The sequence below is a fragment of the Paraburkholderia sp. A1RI_3L genome, from assembly GCF_048957895.1.
Lineage (GTDB): Bacteria > Pseudomonadota > Gammaproteobacteria > Burkholderiales > Burkholderiaceae > Paraburkholderia > Paraburkholderia kururiensis.
The window spans coordinates 488,646-504,811 of the sequence record NZ_JARCHA010000004.1 but is presented as its reverse complement, the minus strand read 5'-3'; the positions used below and the strand labels follow the sequence as shown (position 1 = coordinate 504,811).

The following is a 16,166-nucleotide window of genomic DNA, read 5'->3' as shown; positions in this document are numbered from 1 at the left end:
CGTACGCTCATGAAACCAGTTAGTGATCCAGAATATAGACGCGATGCGCAATCCAGCGATGCCATCGTGGTGGGCGCGGGCGTAGTCGGAAGCGCCATTGCTTACGGCCTCGCCCGGCAGGGTTGGCGGGTGCTCGTGCTCGACGGCGCAGATGGCGACTTGCGCGCGGCCAAAGCGAATTTCGGTCTCGTATGGGTGCAGGGAAAGGGCTTCGGTCAGCCGGCCTATCAACAGCTTTCGCGTCGGAGCGCCGCATTGTGGGCCACCTTCGCGCAGGAATTGACGGCGGATAGCGGCATCGAAATCGACCACCGGGCGAATGGCGGCATTCACTTCTGCGTCGGTCAGACGCAATGGGAACAGCGGGCCGAGAAGCTCGCGCGCTGGCACGAGCAACTGCCAGGGCAAGCAAGCTGTACGGAGATGCTCGATCGCGCGCAGCTGCAGCGCCTGTTCCCAAAGGCGCAATTCGGGCCGGAAGTGAGCGGCGCAAGTTATGGACGCATGGACGGCCACGTCAATCCGCTGCGTTTGCTCGCCGCTTTACAGCGCGGGCTGCAAGTACACGGCGGCACATTGCGGACCAACAGTCCGGTCTCGCGCATTGCGCCGCTCGCCGGTGGCGGCTTCTCGGTTCATGTCGGCGCACAGCGTTTCGAGACGCCTCGGGTCGTCGTCGCCGCGGGTCTGGGTTCGTCGGCGCTCGGTCCCATGGTCGGGCTGGACGTTCCGTTGCGGCCGCAGCGCGGTCAGCTGCTTGTCACCGAGCGCCTGGCGCCCATCCTGCCGCTGCCCGCGAGCGGCCTGCGGCAGACGGCGGAAGGGACCGTGATGATCGGCGTCACGCAGGAAAACGTCGGCTACGACCTGAGTACGACGACGACTGCCGCAGCCCGCATGAGCCGCCAGGCCGGCCGGATATTGCCCGCGCTCCGGCAGGCGCAACTGGTGCGGCACTGGTCGTGTCTGCGCGTGATGACGCCGGATGGTTGCCCGGTTTATGCCGAGTCTGCCCACTACCCTGGCGCTTGGGTCGCGCTGTGCCACTCCGGCATCACGCTCGCCGCATTCCATGCCGGACCGCTTGCCGCCGCGGTGGCGCAAGCACGGATTCCAGACGAACTACAGATCTTTCACCATGGACGTTTCAATGTTCCGCAAACTGCATGACCCCGGGGAGCAGGCCCCCGTCATGACCTTAACGGTCGATGGACAGACGGTCAGCGCAGAGCCGGGCGAAAGCGTGGCCGCCGTATTGTTGCGGCTCGCTTCCCCGATCTCGCGCACAACGCCGGTGAACGGCAGCCCGCGCACGCCGTATTGCATGATGGGCGTATGTTTCGAGTGCCTCGCGAACGTGGACGGCGTGGCTTCGGTTCAGACCTGCCTCGTCCAGGTACGCGACGGCATGCGCGTGGAGCGCCAGCACGGTCGGCGGGTACTCGCCGCGACCGTGCGCGACGATGCGGTGGCCGGCGCTGTCGCCTCTCCCGGCGCAACGGCGCAAGGGGCGCCGCGATGAGCCGCTCAGTCGACCTGTTGATTGTGGGAGCCGGGCCAGCAGGCATGAGCGCCGCGCTGCGCGCGCGCAGCCTGGGCCTCAGCGTGATCGTCGTCGACGAACAGCAGGCGCCGGGCGGGCAGATCTGGCGCGCCGTCGAAGCACGGGCCGGCACCCGGACCGGCGACCTGCTGGGTGACGAATACGGCGCGGGTCTTCCGCTTGTCCGCGCATTTCGCGCGAGCGGTGCGCTCTACGAGCCGGGCACGCAGGTCTGGCAGATCGAACCCGGCTGGCAAGTCTTCATGAGCCGTGGCCAGCAGGCGGAGTGCGTGCACGCGGCCAACGTGTTGCTGGCCACGGGCGCGCAGGAACGCCCCGCCCCGTTCCCGGGCTGGACCTTGCCTGGCGTGTTGACGGTTGGGGCCGCGCAGATTCTTCTGAAGACCGCGCGTGAGATTCCACAACCGGCACCGTGGATCGCGGGCAGCGGTCCCCTGGTGTTGCTGTACATGGTGCAACTGCTGCGAGCCGGCGGCCGGATTGCGGGATGGCTCGATACGTCCCCTGCCGGCGGCTGGCGGCGCGCCCTGCCACACATGGCGCAGGCGTTGCCTGCGTGGAAAGACCTGCTCAAAGGCCTCGGCTGGACGCGCGAGTTGCGGCGTGCCGGCTTTCCCATTGTCCGCGGCGTGACGCAGTTACGCGGCGAAGGACAAGAGCGCCTCGCGCACCTCGTCTATCGCACCGCCGACGGACAATCGCGGCGGCTCGACCTGGATCTGCTGCTCGTACACGAAGGGGTGGTGCCTTCCATACACATGACCCAGGCGCTGGGCTGCCAACATGCGTGGCGCGCCGACCAGCGATGCCTCGCGCCGGAACTCGACCCGTGGGGACAGACGAGCAAACCAGGGATATTTTCAGCTGGTGACGGCTCCGGCATCGGCGGGGCGCGCGCAGCGTGCACGCGTGGCGAACTGGCCGCGCTCGGCATCGCGCTGCGGGCCGGCAAGCTGACCGACGAGGCGGCGCAGCGCATGGCGGCGCCGTTGCGGCGAACGCTGGCTGCACAACTGTCGATGCGAGGCATGCTGGACGCGCTGTATCCGCCGCGCGCGGAACTCTTCGCACCGGACGACGACACGGTCGTGTGCCGTTGCGAGGAACTGACCGCCGGCCAGATCCGCGCGGCGGCCCGCATCGGCCAGCCCGGCCCGAATCAGATCAAGGCCTTCACGCGCGCAGGCATGGGGCCGTGCCAGGGTCGCCAGTGCGGCTATACCGTTGCGCACATCCTGGCCGCGGCACACGGCAAGAGCGTCGAGCAGATCGGTTTCTATCGCATCAGGCCGCCTTTGAAGCCGTTGACGCTCGGAGAACTGGCATCGCTCGACACCGGGAGCGACACGTGACGAGCCAGGCCGTATTCGACGTTGCCGTGATCGGGAGCGGGTTGCACGGCCTGTCGGCGGCGTTGCACCTGGCGCGCGCGGGCAGGCGCGTCGTCGTGCTCGAACGCGCGTGGGCCGGCAGGCATGCCTCGGGGGCGTCGGCTGCGGGCGTGCGTACGCTGAACCGCGACCTGCGCGAACTGGATCTCTCGCTCGAAGCCATGGAGATGTGGCACGGCATCGCATCGCTCGTCGGCGACGATTGCGGCTTTCACGCGCATGGCCAGATTTGCGTCGCGGAAGATGCCGCGAGCTTGTCGAAGCTCGAGGCGCATGTCGCCGACCTCAACGTCAGGGGATATACGCACGAGGCGATCATCGATGCCAAAGAACTGCGCCGACGGGTTCCCGCGATCAGCCCGCATTGCGTCGGCGCCTCCATTGCGGCGGACAACGGAGCGGCGGATCCGCATCGCACGCTGGCTGCGTTTCGGCGCAGCGCGCAAGCGGCCGGCGTCGTGATTCGCGAAGGCTGCGGCGTGCGCGGTATTGCGCGGTGCGGGTCGGACTGGGCCATCGACATGGACCCCACAGCGGATGGCGCCAACCAGCAAGCCGGCACGCTCGTCGTGCCGGCCGTCGTCAACACGGCGGGCGCGTGGGGCGCGCGCATCGCGGCGATGGTCGGCGACACGATTGCACTCGGCACGAAAGCCTCCATGATGATCGTCTCCGAACGCATTGCCCCCATGATCGAACCGGTCGTTTCGATCATGGGGCGCCCGCTGTCCTTCAAGCAGTCGGATCAGGGTACGCTCGTGATCGGCGGGGGCCTGCAAGGCGTGCCCGATCTGGACCGCGAGACCGCGGAGGTGCGCATGGGTGTTCTGTGCAAAGGCGCCCGCGCGGCAACCGACCTGTTCCCCTGCGCACGCGACGTTCGGATCGTGCGCGTCTGGTCCGGTCTCGAAGCGAGGACAGCGGACATGCTCCCCGTGATCGGGCCTGCGAAGAACGCGCCGGGCGTGTTCCACGCCTTCGGGTATTCGGGCCACGGCTTTCAGCTCGCGCCCGTGGTGGGCGCCGCGCTGGCGGACCTGGTCGTCCATGGTTCGACGCGCCGCGCCATCGCGGCGCTCAGTGCTCACCGCTTGATGGTTGTCCCGCCTTCGGAGGTCTGCGCATGATCCGATACACCCTCAAGCGCCTGTTGCTTGCGGTCCCCACCCTGCTCGCCATGCTCACCGCGGTGTTCGTGCTCGTTCGGCTCGTGCCGGGCGACCCGGCCGCCGCCATGCTCGGCGACCAGGCGAGCGCACAGGCGCTGGCAGCCCTGCGCAATCAACTCGGTTTGAACCTGCCGCTGCACACGCAATATCTGCACTTCCTCGCCGACGTGCTGAGCGGCAATCTGGGCCGCTCGCTTGCGAACGGCCACAGCGTGTTGCGCGAAGTAGCGGCCGTGCTGCCATGGACGCTGCAGCTCACCGTCGCCGCGATCGTGATCGGCATCGGGCTCGGCTTGCCGCTCGGAATCTGGGCCGCACTCCGGCGCAATGCCTGGCCCGACTACGTCACGCGTCTGCTTTCGTTGGCCGGCCTGTCGTTTCCGGCGTTCGTCTCGGGCATCCTGATGCTGCTCGCGTTCGCCATCGAACTCGACTGGTTTCCCGTCATCGGCAGTTCGACCTCGGGCAACCCGTGGGGCCAATGGCGCGGTCTGGTGTTACCGGCCTTCAACCTCGGGCTGATCATGACGGCCTATGTGACGCGCGTCACCCGCTCCTCGATGCTGAGCGTGCTGTGCGAGGACTACATCCGCACGGCCCGGGCCAAAGGGCTGCGACCGGCCCAATTGATCCTGCGGCACGCCTTGCGCAACGCGCTGATTCCTATCTTGACGGTGGTAGGCCTCTATTTCGGCACGCTGATCGGCAACTCGGTGCTGACCGAAATCGTCTTCAACCGGCCCGGTATCGGAAAACTGATTCTGGGCGCCTTGAATTCGCGCGATTACACGCTGCTGCAAGGCCTGATGATCGTGTTCGCCTTTTGCGTCATCGTCGTCAATCTGGTGACCGACCTCGCCTACGCGTGGGTCGACCCTCGGGTGAAATTCAAATGAGCACTGTGGCCACTTCGTCTCCTCCCGCCACGCCCGCCGCCCGTTCTGGCGGGCTGTGGCGAACGCTGCTAGGCAATCGCATCGCATGGATCGGCCTGATCGTGCTCGCGACAGTCACGCTCGCGGCGGTATTCGCACCCTGGATCGCACCGCACGACCCCATCAGCCAGCACATCGCCTATCGGCTGGACCCGCCTTCGGCGCAGTACTGGCTAGGTACCGACAGCTATGGCCGCGATGTCCTGTCGCGGCTCATCTACGGCGCGCGCATTTCGCTGCTGGTGGGTTTTCTCGCCGTGTTGATCGCGATGGTGGTGGGCCTCGTGCTCGGCATCCTGGCGGGGTATCTCGGCGGCTGGGTCGATCAGCTCGTGATGGGGCTCGTCGATGTGCTGCTTTCGTTTCCCGCGCTGCTGCTGGGCCTCATGGTGGCGGCCATGCTCGGCGCCAACCTGCAGAACCTGATCGTGGCGATCGCCATTACGGAGATTGCGCCCTTCGTGCGCGTAGCGCGCGCACCGACGATCGCGCTCAAGCAGCGCGACTTCATCGAGGCCGGCCGGGCCCTGGGCTACGGGCCGATTCGCCTGATGGCCGTGCATATCCTGCCCAACATGATTTCGGAAGTGATCGTACTGGGATCCATGTGGATGGCCACGGCGATCCGCACCGAAGCCTCGCTCAGCTTCATCGGGCTCGGCGTGCCGCCCCCCATCGCGACATGGGGCGGCATGATCCGCGATGGCTTCGACAACATTCTCGACGCCTGGTGGCTGATCGTCTTTCCCTGTCTCGCCATTCTTGTCACGGTGCTCGCCTTGAACCTGCTGGGCGACGCCCTGCGCGACGTGCTCGACCCCAAACTTCGCGGAGAGAACAGATGACGCAGCCTTCGCCCGTTCTGGAACTTCGCGCGTTGCGCACCGAATTCCGCATCCGCCGGCAATGGCGCGCCGCCGTGCGCGATGTGTCGCTCTGCGTGGCGCGCAACGAAACGGTGGCGCTCGTCGGCGAGTCGGGTAGCGGCAAAAGCGTGACCGCGCTATCCATCCTGCGGCTGTTGCCGACAGCGGCGGCACGTCACGGCGGCGGTCAGATCCTGTTCGAGGGGCGCGACCTTTCGGCGTTGTCCGAGGCGGAGCTTGCCCACGTGCGCGGCAATCAGATCGCCATGATCTTCCAGGACCCCATGACGTCGTTGAACCCGACGATGAAGGTGGGCGATCAGATCGTCGAAGCGATCCGCCAGCATCACGACGTTCCGTATGCCGACGCGCGCCGCCAGGCGCTCGCGGCTTTGCGCGAGGTGGGCATCCCGGGTGCTGAGAATCGCATCGACGACTATCCGCATCAGTTTTCAGGCGGCATGCGTCAACGCGCCATGATCGCGATGGCGCTTGCGTGCAAGCCGGCGCTGCTCGTGGCCGACGAACCCACCACCGCGCTCGACGTCACCATCCAGGCGCAAATCCTGGCGCTGCTGGCGCAGCTCAAGGCCGCGCATGGCATGTCGGTGCTGTTCATCACGCACAACCTGGGCGTCGTTGCGCAAATCGCCGACCGCGTGGCGGTCATGTATGCGGGCGAGATCGTCGAGCTGGCGGATGTCGACGCGCTGTTTGCACAGCCCACGCATCCCTACACGCAGGCCTTGCTGCGCGCGATGCCGCGCGTCGATCTCGACATCGACGCCTTCCAGGGCATTCCGGGGCAGGCACCTACGCTCTCGACGACGCCCTCCGGCTGCGCGTTCGCGGCACGCTGTCCGCACAGGCAGGCTCGGTGCGAACACGAGCATCCCGACTTGCTGCCGGTGCCGGGCGGCGCCCGCGATCATGTCGCGCGCTGCCCGGTGGCGCTGACACCGTTACGAACGAAGGGGGAGACGTCGCTATGAGCGAACTGCTGCGTGTAGACCGTCTGGTCAAGCATTTCGTGAGCGGCGGCGGGCGCTTTGGCGCACCACGCCAGGTCGTGCGGGCCGTGAACGAGGTTTCCTTCACGCTGGAGCGAGGCGGCTCGATGGGGCTCGTGGGCGAATCCGGCTGCGGAAAGTCGACGGTTGCGCGCACGTTGCTGCGCCTCATCGAACCCGACTCCGGCTCCATCGTGTTCGACGGAATCGATCTGAGGCAGGCGAGCGCCGTGCAAATGCGCGCGTTGCGCCAGCGTATCCAGATCGTGTTCCAGGACCCCTATGCGTCGCTCAACCCTCGCCGCACGGTACGCCAGACGCTCGAAGAACCGTTGTACGTTCACCGCCGGGGCAATGCCCGCACGATCGCGGAGAAGGTGGCGAAGACCTTGCTCGACGTCGGGCTGCCGCTCGACGCGCTCGACCGCTATCCGCACGAATTCTCTGGCGGCCAGCGCCAGCGTGTCGGGATCGCGCGTGCACTCGTGCTCGACCCCGAACTCATCATTGCCGACGAGCCCGTGTCGGCCCTCGACGTCTCGGTGCAGGCGCAGATCCTTCAACTGCTTGCGAGCTTGCGCAAAGAGCGTGGGCTGTCGTTCGTTTTCGTCTCGCACGACCTCGGCGTCGTCCGGCAATTCTGCGACACCGTGAGCGTCATGTACCTCGGCCGCATTGTCGAAAGCGGTCCAACCCGCTCGCTGCTCGATACGCCGGCGCATCCGTACAGCGGCGTGCTCAGAGATTCGTCGCCGGTGCCTGACCCGAGGGAACGGCTGCACCTGGCGAAGATCGAGGGTGAAATTCCATCGCCTACCCGGCTGCCTGCCGGCTGCGCTTTCCATCCGCGTTGTCCGCGCGCCAGCGGGCCTTGCATGGAGAAGACCCCGAATCTCGACGCGGTGGCGGCCGGGCGCAGCGCGGCCTGCCATTTTCCGTTGACGGCGCACGAGTGCGCGTAGCGATACTCAACGAATCGGTTCCGCACATCATGGTTGCATCAAGTGAACATTCGCAGGCGGCCGCCCAACCCGGGCAAGCAGCCTCGGACGCCGCCCGCGCACACGGAATGACGACGCACATTGCGCAGTACGTCGTAACGGCCCGCGAACAGCGCGCGAACGAGCCTGCAAGGCAAGCCGCCTTCCGCTGCATCCTCGACCTGTTGAGCGCGGCTGCGGCGGGTCTTCACGAGCGAGGCGTCGTGGCGGTGCGCGGCATGGCGCTCGACACCTTCGGCGCGGGGCGATCGTCGATCTGGTTCGCGGGACTGGCCGGGTCCGCTATCGGCGCGGCGTGGGCCAATAGCGCCGCGGCGTCCGTGCTCGACCTCGACGACGGCCACCGTCTCGCACGCGGCCATCCTGGCGCAGCCGTGATCCCGACCGCCTTCGCCGTTGCCGAGGAAACCGGCGCCACCCTGGAAGAACTCATCAGCGCCATCGTCATCGGCTACGAGGTCGGCGTGACGATCGGCGCGGCACGCCTCACGTATGGGAACACGGGCACGTGGTCCGCCTACGCTGTCGTTGCCACGGCCGCGGCGTTGCGCAAGACGCCGCTTGCCGTACTCGAGCATGCACTCGCCATTGCGGGAGAAAGCGCGCCAAACCAGGCGTTCGCGAGTGCCCCTGCGCCTCGCACGACGAACCCGGAGGGAAGCGACGTCAAGGAGGGCATCCCCTGGTCGGTGGTCACCGGTCTCATGGCGCTCGGCTTGGCCCAGGCCGGACATACCGGGCCGCGCAATATTCTCGACAGCGCCCGTCATTTCCGCTTTCCCGACGCGTTCCGTGCGGGCGAGGCCGCGCACATCCGCAACGTCTACTTCAAGCTCTATGCGTGCTGCCGCCACGTGCATGCACCGGTCGATGCCCTGTTGGCGCTGATCAGCCGACACGGCCTCGACATGCGCAGCGTCGACGCCATCGAGGTCGCGACTCATAGCGGCGCGCTGCGCATCCTGAATACGCCACGTCCGGCGAATCTCGTCGAAATTCAATACAGCATTCCCTACTGCCTCGCCATCGCGGCAATAGCGGGCCCGTCGGCATTGCTGCCTCTCACGCGCGAGCAGCTGTTTCGGGAGGACATCAGCGCGTTGGCGGAAAAGGTGACGCTGCGCCTCGCCCCCGAACTCGACGCCTGCTTTCCGGCGCAGACGTTGGCTCGCGTCACGGTGACGAGCGCAGGGCGACGCGTCACCTCCGATGTCACCGCCCCGCGCGGGGAAGCGACGAAAGCCCTCACCTGGGCCGAGCTGGAGGCCAAGTTCCGCGCAGCGACAAGACTGATCTCCACCGAAGAACAGCAAAGCCGGCTGCTCGATGCCGTCGATGCGCTGGCGTCCGGCGACCTGGACGGCCTGCTGGCGTGCCTCGGTACGTTGGTGTTCGACCATGCGTCATCGGACGTGCCGACGGATGCCCCGGCAGCTGGCGCCCGGTAGGCCGCGAAGCGACCGCGCCGTGCCTTCATCACCCCTTCATCGCCCACCGTGCGGTGAACGGCAAGGGTGCGGAATCTCGCGTTGCAGGCGCCGTCGCCTTCGATGCATCATCCTGAACTTCAGCACCGGCTGCGATAAATCGATCCCATAGGGTGATGGCATGAAGCGTCAGGTGAATCTGCGACAGATCGAAGCGTTCAAGGCGGTCATCGAACAGGGCACAGTCAGCCGCGCCGCCGAGATTCTCTATATCTCCCAACCCGCAGTCAGCAAGATGCTGACCCACCTGGAAGACGACTCCGGCCTGACCTTGTTCGATCGCGTACGCGGCAAGCTCGCGCCGACGCGCCAGGGAATGCGTTTGTACGGCGAGATCGACCGCATCTTCGCCGGCCTGCGGCAGCTCGAGCAGGCTATCGACTCGATTCGCCGCGACGAGCAGCGCCATTTGACCGTGGGCACCCTGCCCGCGCTGGCCGGCTCGTTCATACGCCGGGTCTCGCTCAATTTCCTGAAAACGCACCCGGACGTCACGTTGGCCATCCACTCGCGCAGCTCGCAGATCGTGACCGAATGGCTCGTGACCCGCCAGCTCGATCTTGGCCTCGTGAACGGTCTGGTGGACAACACCTACATCGCGCGTGAACCGCTGATGGAGCATGCGCTCGTCTGTGCGCTGCCACCCTCGCATCCGCTGTGCAAAAAGAAGGTGATTCGCCCGCGCGATCTGGACAACGTCCCGTTCGTCACGTTCTTTTTCATGAGCCAGACACGCCAGCTGGTGGAAACGGTTTTCGAAGAGCACAACGTCCACCTGAACGTCGTGCTCGAAACCGACAATGCGCCGAGCGTATGCGAGTTCGTCGCCTCCGGCCTTGGCGTCTCATTGATTCATCCGCTGTTCGGCGGCGGCATGCAGGACCGCATCGTGCTGCGCCGCTTCGAACCGGAGGTGCATTTTCGTTTCCAGCTGTGCCGCATGCCGGCGTCGCAGAACTCGAGTCTGGTCGAGGCGTTCTTCCACGAAGTACGGCAGGTGGCCGACGAAGTCTTTCACGAGACGTTGAAGGCGTGAGTCCTGCGGCAGCCGCGCCGTCACGAATTCGCAGGCTTGGCGAGGCCAAGCTTTTCCATCGCCTCGTGCGCATCGATCACCATCGTCGCAATCTCGCCCACGGTGATGCGCAGGCTCGTGGCACGCGCGCGCATATGTTCGTACGCTTCGTTTTCGCCGAGCCGTTGCGAATCCATCAGCAGGCGCACGGCCTTCTCGATGTGCCGGCGAGCCTTGATGGCTTCCTCCAGCTTGCCGATCTTGCTGTGCAGCCGCTGCTGGTAGCCCGACGAGGCGCGTGCGAGCACCAGCGTGCTGAGAATGCCGGTGGAGCGATACGGCTTCGTGATGACGCCATGCGCCTGGGTGTCCACCAGCATCTTCAGCGCGGTCGGGTTCTCATAGTCCGACAGCGCGACGAGCGTCGCGTTGCTGTCCGCCGCGCACCAGTTGCCCGCACTGCGAAGCTCGGGACCGACGAGAAAGAAGATGACGTCCGTATCGGCCGGCAGGCGCGCGGGGAACGGCCAGATCACGCGCACCGGGCAGCCGATGCGGCGCAGCTGCTCTTCCAGCACGCTGCGGTCGTCCCCCGGTGGATGAATGACCGTGACCCGCAGCGAACGCAGGTCGTCGAACAGGCGCCGTGCGCTGCCGCTCATGCCGTTTCCCCATCGAGCCAGAATTCGCCGAAGCCATAGGCGGTCAGATACGGGTCGGGCTTGACCACGCCACGGCTTTCCCACACCACGTCGAACGCGCCGTCCGGCCGGCAGACGGCAATGCGCGGCGTCAGGATCGCATGGTTGTTGGCGGGGTCGATCTTCAACAGACCTTCCGGCGAGTCGAATTCCACCTCATGAATCGCTTCGACCAGCTTTGCCGTGTCGAGGCTGCGGGTCTGTTTCAAGGCCGCCGCGAAGAGCTGCACCTGGTTGTACGCCATCTCCGACCACATGCTGGCGGGCCGGTCGCCGAAGCGCGCTCGCCACGACGTCAAGAAACGCCGGTTACTGTCGTTGTCGAGCGTGTTCAGATAAGTGGCCGAGACGATGTGGCCACCGCACAGCGCGGGGCCGATCATGCGCGTTTCGCCCTCGGTCATCGTCAGGCTCGCAATCGGCATGCGCGCGGGGTCGAGCCCGTGCTCGCGGTACAGCGCGTAGAACGCCCGCGCCGAGCGGCCGATCAGCGTGGAGAAGACCACGTCCGGTTCGACCGCCCGAATGTCGCGCAGCACGCGTTCGAGCGAGGCGGCATCCGCGTCGCTCGGCAGATAGATCTCTTCGACGATTTCACCGCCGTGATCTTCCACGATGTCGCGCATGATCCGGTTCGACTCGCGCGGATAGATGTAGTCCGCGCCGATCAGGAAGAAACGCCGGCCCACGTGGCGCAGCAGCCACGCGGCAAGCTGCATGCTGTTCTGGTTCGGCACCGCGCCGGTATAGATGACGTTCGGCGAATACTCGAACCCTTCGTAGATCGAGCAATACCAGAGCAGCGCGTTGTTGCGCTCGATCACCGGCAGCACCGCCTTGCGGCTCGACGACGTGGAGCAGCCGAAGATCACGTTGACGTCGTCCTCCTGCAGCATGCGGGTGGCGAGCCGGCGGTATTCGTCGGCGTCGCTCTTCGGGTCGTACACGACCGGGTCGAGCAGCCGCCCGTCGATGCCGCCCGTCGCGTTGATCTCTTCGATGGCGAGCGCGGTGCCGAAAAAGTGCTCGGACTCCGTCGCCGCGGTGATGCCGGTTCGCGAATAGAGCACGCCAATGCGCCAGCTTTCGTCGTGGCCTGCCCGCGGCGGCTCGCCGCCCGATGGGTCCGGCGCATGCTTCGCCGCGTCGTCGCGTGTGGCCGCCTCCCGGGCGGCGCCGATGGAAGCACTCACGGCGCCACCTTGCCCGCGCTCGCCATTGCCTGCTCGACGAAGGCCGCTGCGGCGAGCGTCCGCGCGTCGTCCCACGGCCGGCCGATCACCTGCACACCGACCGGTGCGCCGTTGCTGCCGCGCAGACCCGGCACGTTCACGCACGGACACCCGAGCAGCGTCCAGTTGCGGTTGAACGCGGGGTCGCCGGTCGTGCCCAGGCCCTCGGGCGCTTCGTCGGGCGCGCTCGGCGTGAGGAGTGCCGTCACGCCGTCGAACAGGTCGTCGAGCCGGCCCTTCGCCCGGTGCATCTGCGCGCGGGCGTTCGAGTAAGCCACGACGTCCACCGTGCCGGCACGCTCCAGAAACTCGCCGAGCAGCGCGGAGAGCGCAGCGCGATGGTGGTCGTACTCATAGCCGAGCGTCTGCCATGCTTCGTAGCTCTGGATCACGCCGTGCGCGGCCACCAGTTCCGCCATCCACGCCTCGAAGCGCACCGGCCTGACACTGCCGCCCGCCTGCTCGACCGCGCGGATCGCGGTGTCCATGGCCGCCACGGCGTTCGCCGACGGCGCGGTCCACGGGTAGTCGACAGGCACGCCGAACACGGGCCGCTGCGGCCCGGCCGCGACCGACAGCTCGCGCCCGGACAGCGCCTGCCCAAGAAACGCGACGTCGCGTACGCCGGCCGCGAACAGCCCCACCGTATCGAACGACCACGAGAAGCACTTCATGCCCACGGTGGGCAGCATGCCGAAGGTCGGCTTGTAGCCGGCGATGCCGCAGAAGGAGGCCGGCCGGATGGTGGAGCCACCGGTTTGCGAGCCGATGGCGAATGGCGCGATGCCGGCCGCCACCGCCGCCGCGGAGCCCGACGACGAACCGCCCGGCGTGCGCGCGAGGTCGCATGGATTGCGCGTATCGGTGGGCGCCATGTACGCGAATTCGGTGGTCGCGGCCTTGCCGAGCACCACGGCGCCAGCGCGGCGCAGCAAGGTCACGATCACCGCGTCCGCAGCCGGCCGATGGCCTGCGTAGATCGGCGAACCGTAACTTGTCGGCAGATCGGCGGTATCGAAGATGTCTTTCACCACGACCGGCAGGCCGGCCAGCGGCCCGCGCGCAGCCGCCGCGCAGGCCAGCGCCTCTTCGCGGCCGAGCACGGCGGTCATCGCGCGCAGGTCGGCGTCCACTGCTTCGATGCGCGCGAGCGCTTCCAGCACCGCACCGCCCCGTTCCTCTGGCGTGTCGCCGCTGCTCTCGCGCAGCGCAAGGCCGGACACCGGCCGATAAAGCATGTCTGCATTCATGTTCGAAGCACTCTCCTGGGTGTCGCTCATACGCGCAGATGATCGAAGATCGATGCCGCGGCGGCGGCGTCTTTCGCGTCGCCGTGGTCGATAATCTCGCCCTGCTTGAGGATCGCATAGCGGTCCGCGACCCGCAACGCGAAGGGCACGTGCTGCTCGATCAGCAGCACCGTCGTGCCATGGCGGCTACGCTCCCACAACAGCGCTTCGGCAACGCGGTCGATTACCGAAGGCTGCAGGCCCTCCGTAATCTCGTCGAGCAGCATCATCGACGGTCGCGTCATCAGCGCCCGCGCCACCAGCAGCATCTTTTGCTCGCCGCCGGACAGCGTGCCGGCATGCTGCTTCAGGCGGCTCTTGAACACGGGAAACAGCGGTTCGAGGTCCGCGAAGCGTTCGTCGAACACGGAGACGTCCGGCAGCCCCAGCCGCAGGTTGTCGCGAATCGACAGATCCTGAAACAGGGCATGCTCCTGCGGCGCATACGCGATGCCCGCGCGCGCGATGCGGTGCGGCGGCAGTCGCGTGACGTCGAGACCGTTCACGTGGATGGAGCCGCCCTGCTTCGGCAGGTAGCCCATGATGGTCTTCAGCAGCGTGGTCTTGCCCATGCCGTTCTTGCCGAGCAGCGCAACCGCCTCGCCGGCCGCCACGCTCATCGACAGACCGCGCAGCACGACGGACGCCTTGTACCCGCTCGTCACGCCGCGCAGCTCCAATGCGTTTGCGCTCATGCTGCCTCCCCGCCCGCAGCGGCGACGCCGTCCGCCTGTGGCTGCGCCGTACCGGCATAGATGGTGCGCACCAGCTCCGAATGCACGACTTCGTCGAAGCTGCCTTCCATCACGATGCGCCCCTGGTGCAGCACGACGATGCGCGTGGCGATCTCCGAGACGAAATCCAGGTCGTGTTCCACCAGCAGACAGCACAACCGGTACCGATGCGCCAGCGCGGCAAGCACGTTGCCGATCTGCGTGCGTTCGGTCTTGGTGAGGCCCGCCGTGGGTTCGTCGAGCAACACGATGCGCGGCTCCAGCGCGAGCACCATCGCCAGTTCCAGTGCCTGTTGCTCGCCGTGCGAGAGGTCTTTCGCCACGGCCGCCAGTTTCTGGTCGAGGCCCGTGGCACGCACCACGTCGAGCGCGTAAGGCGGCAGCGCCAGCGAATCCGACACGCGCAGCAGCGAAGGCCGCTCGAGCAGCGTGCCCGCGATCCGCAGGCATTCGGCGACCGTCAGCGTGTCGAAGATGTTCGCGTTCTGGAATTTGCGGCCCAGGCCAAAACGCACGCAGCGGTCTGCAGGCAAGCGCCGGATGTCATGGCCGCACAGCTCGACTTCGCCTGCCGAGCGCTCCGCGCCGTCGCTCATGCAGCGCATCAGCGTGGTCTTGCCCGCGCCGTTCGGCCCGATCAGCCCGACCAGCTCGCCTGCCTGTGCGCTCAGATCGATGCCCTGCAGCACCTTGAGGCTGCCGAAATGCCGCGCCACGCCCTGCATGCGCAAGGCCATGCCGGACTCGTCCCGCGTGCCGGCATCGTCGCGCACGGGCCGCTCGACCAGGGTGGGCACCCGGCGCGTGGCGGCGAAGCCGCGCAACGGACGCATCAGCAACGGCACGAGCCCTTGCGGCAGCAGCACGATCACCGTGACGAACGCCGCACCCAGGATCAATTGCCACGCGAACGGCAGGCTGCCGCTGAGATAGGACGTCACGACGTTGATCAGAAGCGCGCCGGCCACCGGTCCCCACAACGTGCCGCGCCCACCCAGCGCCACCCAGATGATCAGTTGCGTGCCGAGCACGAAGCCGGTCAGCTCGGGCGCAACGACGCCGCTGAACGAGCCGTAGCCGAAGCCTGCAATGCCCGCGACCACCGCCGTCACGACCAGCAGCACGATCTTGACGCGCGACGTGTCGATGCCGAGATACGAGCAGCGCGATTCGTTGTCGCGAATCGCCATGAGCACCCGGCCGCCGTCGCTGCGCACGAACACCCACCCGGCCGTCGCGACGATGGCGAGACCCGCGCCCGCGATCCAGTACCAGGCCTGCAGCGAGAGGTCGAAGGTCTGGTAGCCCGTCAGGCCGGAACTCGAGCCGGTCCATTGGCCGCCCGACAGCACGAGTTGCGACAGCACGATCGGCAGCACCAGCGACATGACGGTTGCGAAAAACGGCGACGCGCCCCGGTAGAACGAGAGCCAGCCGAGCAGCGCTGCCACCGTCGCGCTGGCCGCCACGGCCACCAGCAGCGCGAGCAGCACAAAGCCGGGCGAGAAGCCGCCATGCGTGAACACCACGCCGGCGGCATACGCGCCAATGCCGAAGAACGCCGACTGCCCGAACGTCAGATAACCCGTGTAGCCCCAGAGAATGTCCACCGTCACCGCGACGATCGAAAAGAAGAACGCCTGGATCAGCACGTTCAGCAGATACGTGCCGAACACCAGCGGACCCGCCGCGAGCAGCACCAGCCCCACCGCGGCCAACGGCAACGCGCGGCGCACCAGCGGCATGCCCAACCCCACCGGCCGGAGCGGACG

At 67.0% G+C, this 16,166-nt stretch carries 14 protein-coding genes and 1 pseudogene; 10 read left to right on the top strand and 5 right to left on the bottom strand.

What is annotated here, in order from left to right:
- Window positions 1–9: 9 nt before the first annotated feature.
- The 10 genes and pseudogenes from PXJ20_RS15010 (at window position 10) to PXJ20_RS14965 (ending at window position 10,459) form a co-directional block, all read left to right on the top strand.
- Window positions 10–1,170 carry an NAD(P)/FAD-dependent oxidoreductase gene (locus PXJ20_RS15010; protein WP_421031269.1) on the top strand — a complete coding sequence of 387 codons (1,161 nt, stop codon included), beginning with the start codon at window positions 10–12 and terminating at the stop codon, window positions 1,168–1,170.
- Window positions 1,151–1,438, top strand: a pseudogene (locus tag PXJ20_RS15005) ((2Fe-2S)-binding protein); the annotation flags it as partial. The gene PXJ20_RS15010 and the pseudogene PXJ20_RS15005, both read left to right, overlap by 20 nt.
- A gap of 80 nt (window positions 1,439–1,518) precedes the next feature.
- Window positions 1,519–2,916, top strand: coding sequence for an FAD-dependent oxidoreductase (locus tag PXJ20_RS15000; RefSeq protein WP_421031270.1), 1,398 nt, complete (start codon window positions 1,519–1,521; stop codon window positions 2,914–2,916).
- Window positions 2,913–4,082 (top strand): NAD(P)/FAD-dependent oxidoreductase, encoded by a 1,170-nt coding sequence (locus tag PXJ20_RS14995; protein ID WP_421031271.1) that lies wholly within the window; start codon window positions 2,913–2,915, stop codon window positions 4,080–4,082. Before PXJ20_RS15000 ends, PXJ20_RS14995 begins: the two co-directional genes overlap by 4 nt.
- A complete protein-coding gene (locus tag PXJ20_RS14990) occupies window positions 4,079–5,020 on the top strand; it encodes an ABC transporter permease (RefSeq protein WP_421031272.1) in 942 nt (313 codons plus the stop codon). The genes PXJ20_RS14995 and PXJ20_RS14990 overlap by 4 nt, the downstream gene beginning before the upstream one ends.
- The gene (locus PXJ20_RS14985) at window positions 5,017–5,904 is read left to right on the top strand and encodes an ABC transporter permease (RefSeq protein ID WP_126875948.1); all 888 of its coding nucleotides are present in this window, start codon (window positions 5,017–5,019) and stop codon (window positions 5,902–5,904) included. The genes PXJ20_RS14990 and PXJ20_RS14985 overlap by 4 nt, the downstream gene beginning before the upstream one ends.
- On the top strand, window positions 5,901–6,917 hold the full coding sequence (locus PXJ20_RS14980) for an ABC transporter ATP-binding protein (RefSeq protein WP_421031273.1): 1,017 nt from the start codon (window positions 5,901–5,903) through the stop codon (window positions 6,915–6,917). Before PXJ20_RS14985 ends, PXJ20_RS14980 begins: the two co-directional genes overlap by 4 nt.
- The gene (locus PXJ20_RS14975; RefSeq protein WP_126875950.1) at window positions 6,914–7,897 is read left to right on the top strand and encodes an ABC transporter ATP-binding protein; all 984 of its coding nucleotides are present in this window, start codon (window positions 6,914–6,916) and stop codon (window positions 7,895–7,897) included. The genes PXJ20_RS14980 and PXJ20_RS14975 overlap by 4 nt, the downstream gene beginning before the upstream one ends.
- A 107-nt stretch (window positions 7,898–8,004) precedes the next feature.
- A complete protein-coding gene (locus tag PXJ20_RS14970) occupies window positions 8,005–9,384 on the top strand; it encodes an MmgE/PrpD family protein (protein WP_421031274.1) in 1,380 nt (459 codons plus the stop codon).
- A gap of 160 nt (window positions 9,385–9,544) precedes the next feature.
- Window positions 9,545–10,459 carry a LysR substrate-binding domain-containing protein gene (locus PXJ20_RS14965; RefSeq protein ID WP_277599279.1) on the top strand — a complete coding sequence of 305 codons (915 nt, stop codon included), beginning with the start codon at window positions 9,545–9,547 and terminating at the stop codon, window positions 10,457–10,459.
- A 20-nt stretch (window positions 10,460–10,479) separates the two neighbouring features.
- Here PXJ20_RS14965 and PXJ20_RS14960 read toward each other — a convergent pair whose 3' ends face one another.
- The 5 genes from PXJ20_RS14960 to PXJ20_RS14940 form a co-directional block, all read right to left on the bottom strand.
- Entirely contained in the window at window positions 10,480–11,100 is a 621-nt protein-coding gene (locus PXJ20_RS14960) for an ANTAR domain-containing response regulator (protein ID WP_017773533.1), read from the bottom strand.
- A complete protein-coding gene (locus PXJ20_RS14955) occupies window positions 11,097–12,215 on the bottom strand; it encodes a transporter substrate-binding domain-containing protein (RefSeq protein WP_277599900.1) in 1,119 nt (372 codons plus the stop codon). The genes PXJ20_RS14960 and PXJ20_RS14955 overlap by 4 nt, the downstream gene beginning before the upstream one ends.
- A gap of 113 nt (window positions 12,216–12,328) precedes the next feature.
- Window positions 12,329–13,621 carry an amidase gene (locus PXJ20_RS14950; protein ID WP_421031275.1) on the bottom strand — a complete coding sequence of 431 codons (1,293 nt, stop codon included), beginning with the start codon at window positions 13,619–13,621 and terminating at the stop codon, window positions 12,329–12,331.
- A 26-nt stretch (window positions 13,622–13,647) separates the two neighbouring features.
- Window positions 13,648–14,355, bottom strand: a complete 708-nt coding sequence (locus PXJ20_RS14945; protein WP_017773530.1) for an ABC transporter ATP-binding protein — start codon at window positions 14,353–14,355, stop codon at window positions 13,648–13,650.
- Entirely contained in the window at window positions 14,352–16,139 is a 1,788-nt protein-coding gene (locus PXJ20_RS14940; protein WP_421032606.1) for an ABC transporter permease subunit, read from the bottom strand. Before PXJ20_RS14940 ends, PXJ20_RS14945 begins: the two co-directional genes overlap by 4 nt.
- Window positions 16,140–16,166 lie beyond the last annotated feature (27 nt).

Bases quoted from the DNA above. Each gene is read 5' to 3' on its own strand.
- PXJ20_RS15010 (WP_421031269.1), top strand. From the start codon at position 10: ATGAAACCAGTTAGTGATCCAGAATATAGACGCGATGCGCAATCCAGC.
- PXJ20_RS15000 (WP_421031270.1), top strand. From the start codon at position 1,519: ATGAGCCGCTCAGTCGACCTGTTGATTGTGGGAGCCGGGCCAGCAGGC.
- PXJ20_RS14990 (WP_421031272.1), top strand. From the start codon at position 4,079: ATGATCCGATACACCCTCAAGCGCCTGTTGCTTGCGGTCCCCACCCTG.
- PXJ20_RS14985 (WP_126875948.1), top strand. From the start codon at position 5,017: ATGAGCACTGTGGCCACTTCGTCTCCTCCCGCCACGCCCGCCGCCCGT.
- PXJ20_RS14980 (WP_421031273.1), top strand. From the start codon at position 5,901: ATGACGCAGCCTTCGCCCGTTCTGGAACTTCGCGCGTTGCGCACCGAA.
- PXJ20_RS14975 (WP_126875950.1), top strand. From the start codon at position 6,914: ATGAGCGAACTGCTGCGTGTAGACCGTCTGGTCAAGCATTTCGTGAGC.
- PXJ20_RS14970 (WP_421031274.1), top strand. From the start codon at position 8,005: ATGACGACGCACATTGCGCAGTACGTCGTAACGGCCCGCGAACAGCGC.
- PXJ20_RS14965 (WP_277599279.1), top strand. From the start codon at position 9,545: ATGAAGCGTCAGGTGAATCTGCGACAGATCGAAGCGTTCAAGGCGGTC.
- PXJ20_RS14960 (WP_017773533.1), bottom strand. From the start codon at position 11,100: ATGAGCGGCAGCGCACGGCGCCTGTTCGACGACCTGCGTTCGCTGCGG.
- PXJ20_RS14950 (WP_421031275.1), bottom strand. From the start codon at position 13,621: ATGAATGCAGACATGCTTTATCGGCCGGTGTCCGGCCTTGCGCTGCGC.
- PXJ20_RS14945 (WP_017773530.1), bottom strand. From the start codon at position 14,355: ATGAGCGCAAACGCATTGGAGCTGCGCGGCGTGACGAGCGGGTACAAG.
- PXJ20_RS14940 (WP_421032606.1), bottom strand. From the start codon at position 16,139: ATGCCGCTGGTGCGCCGCGCGTTGCCGTTGGCCGCGGTGGGGCTGGTG.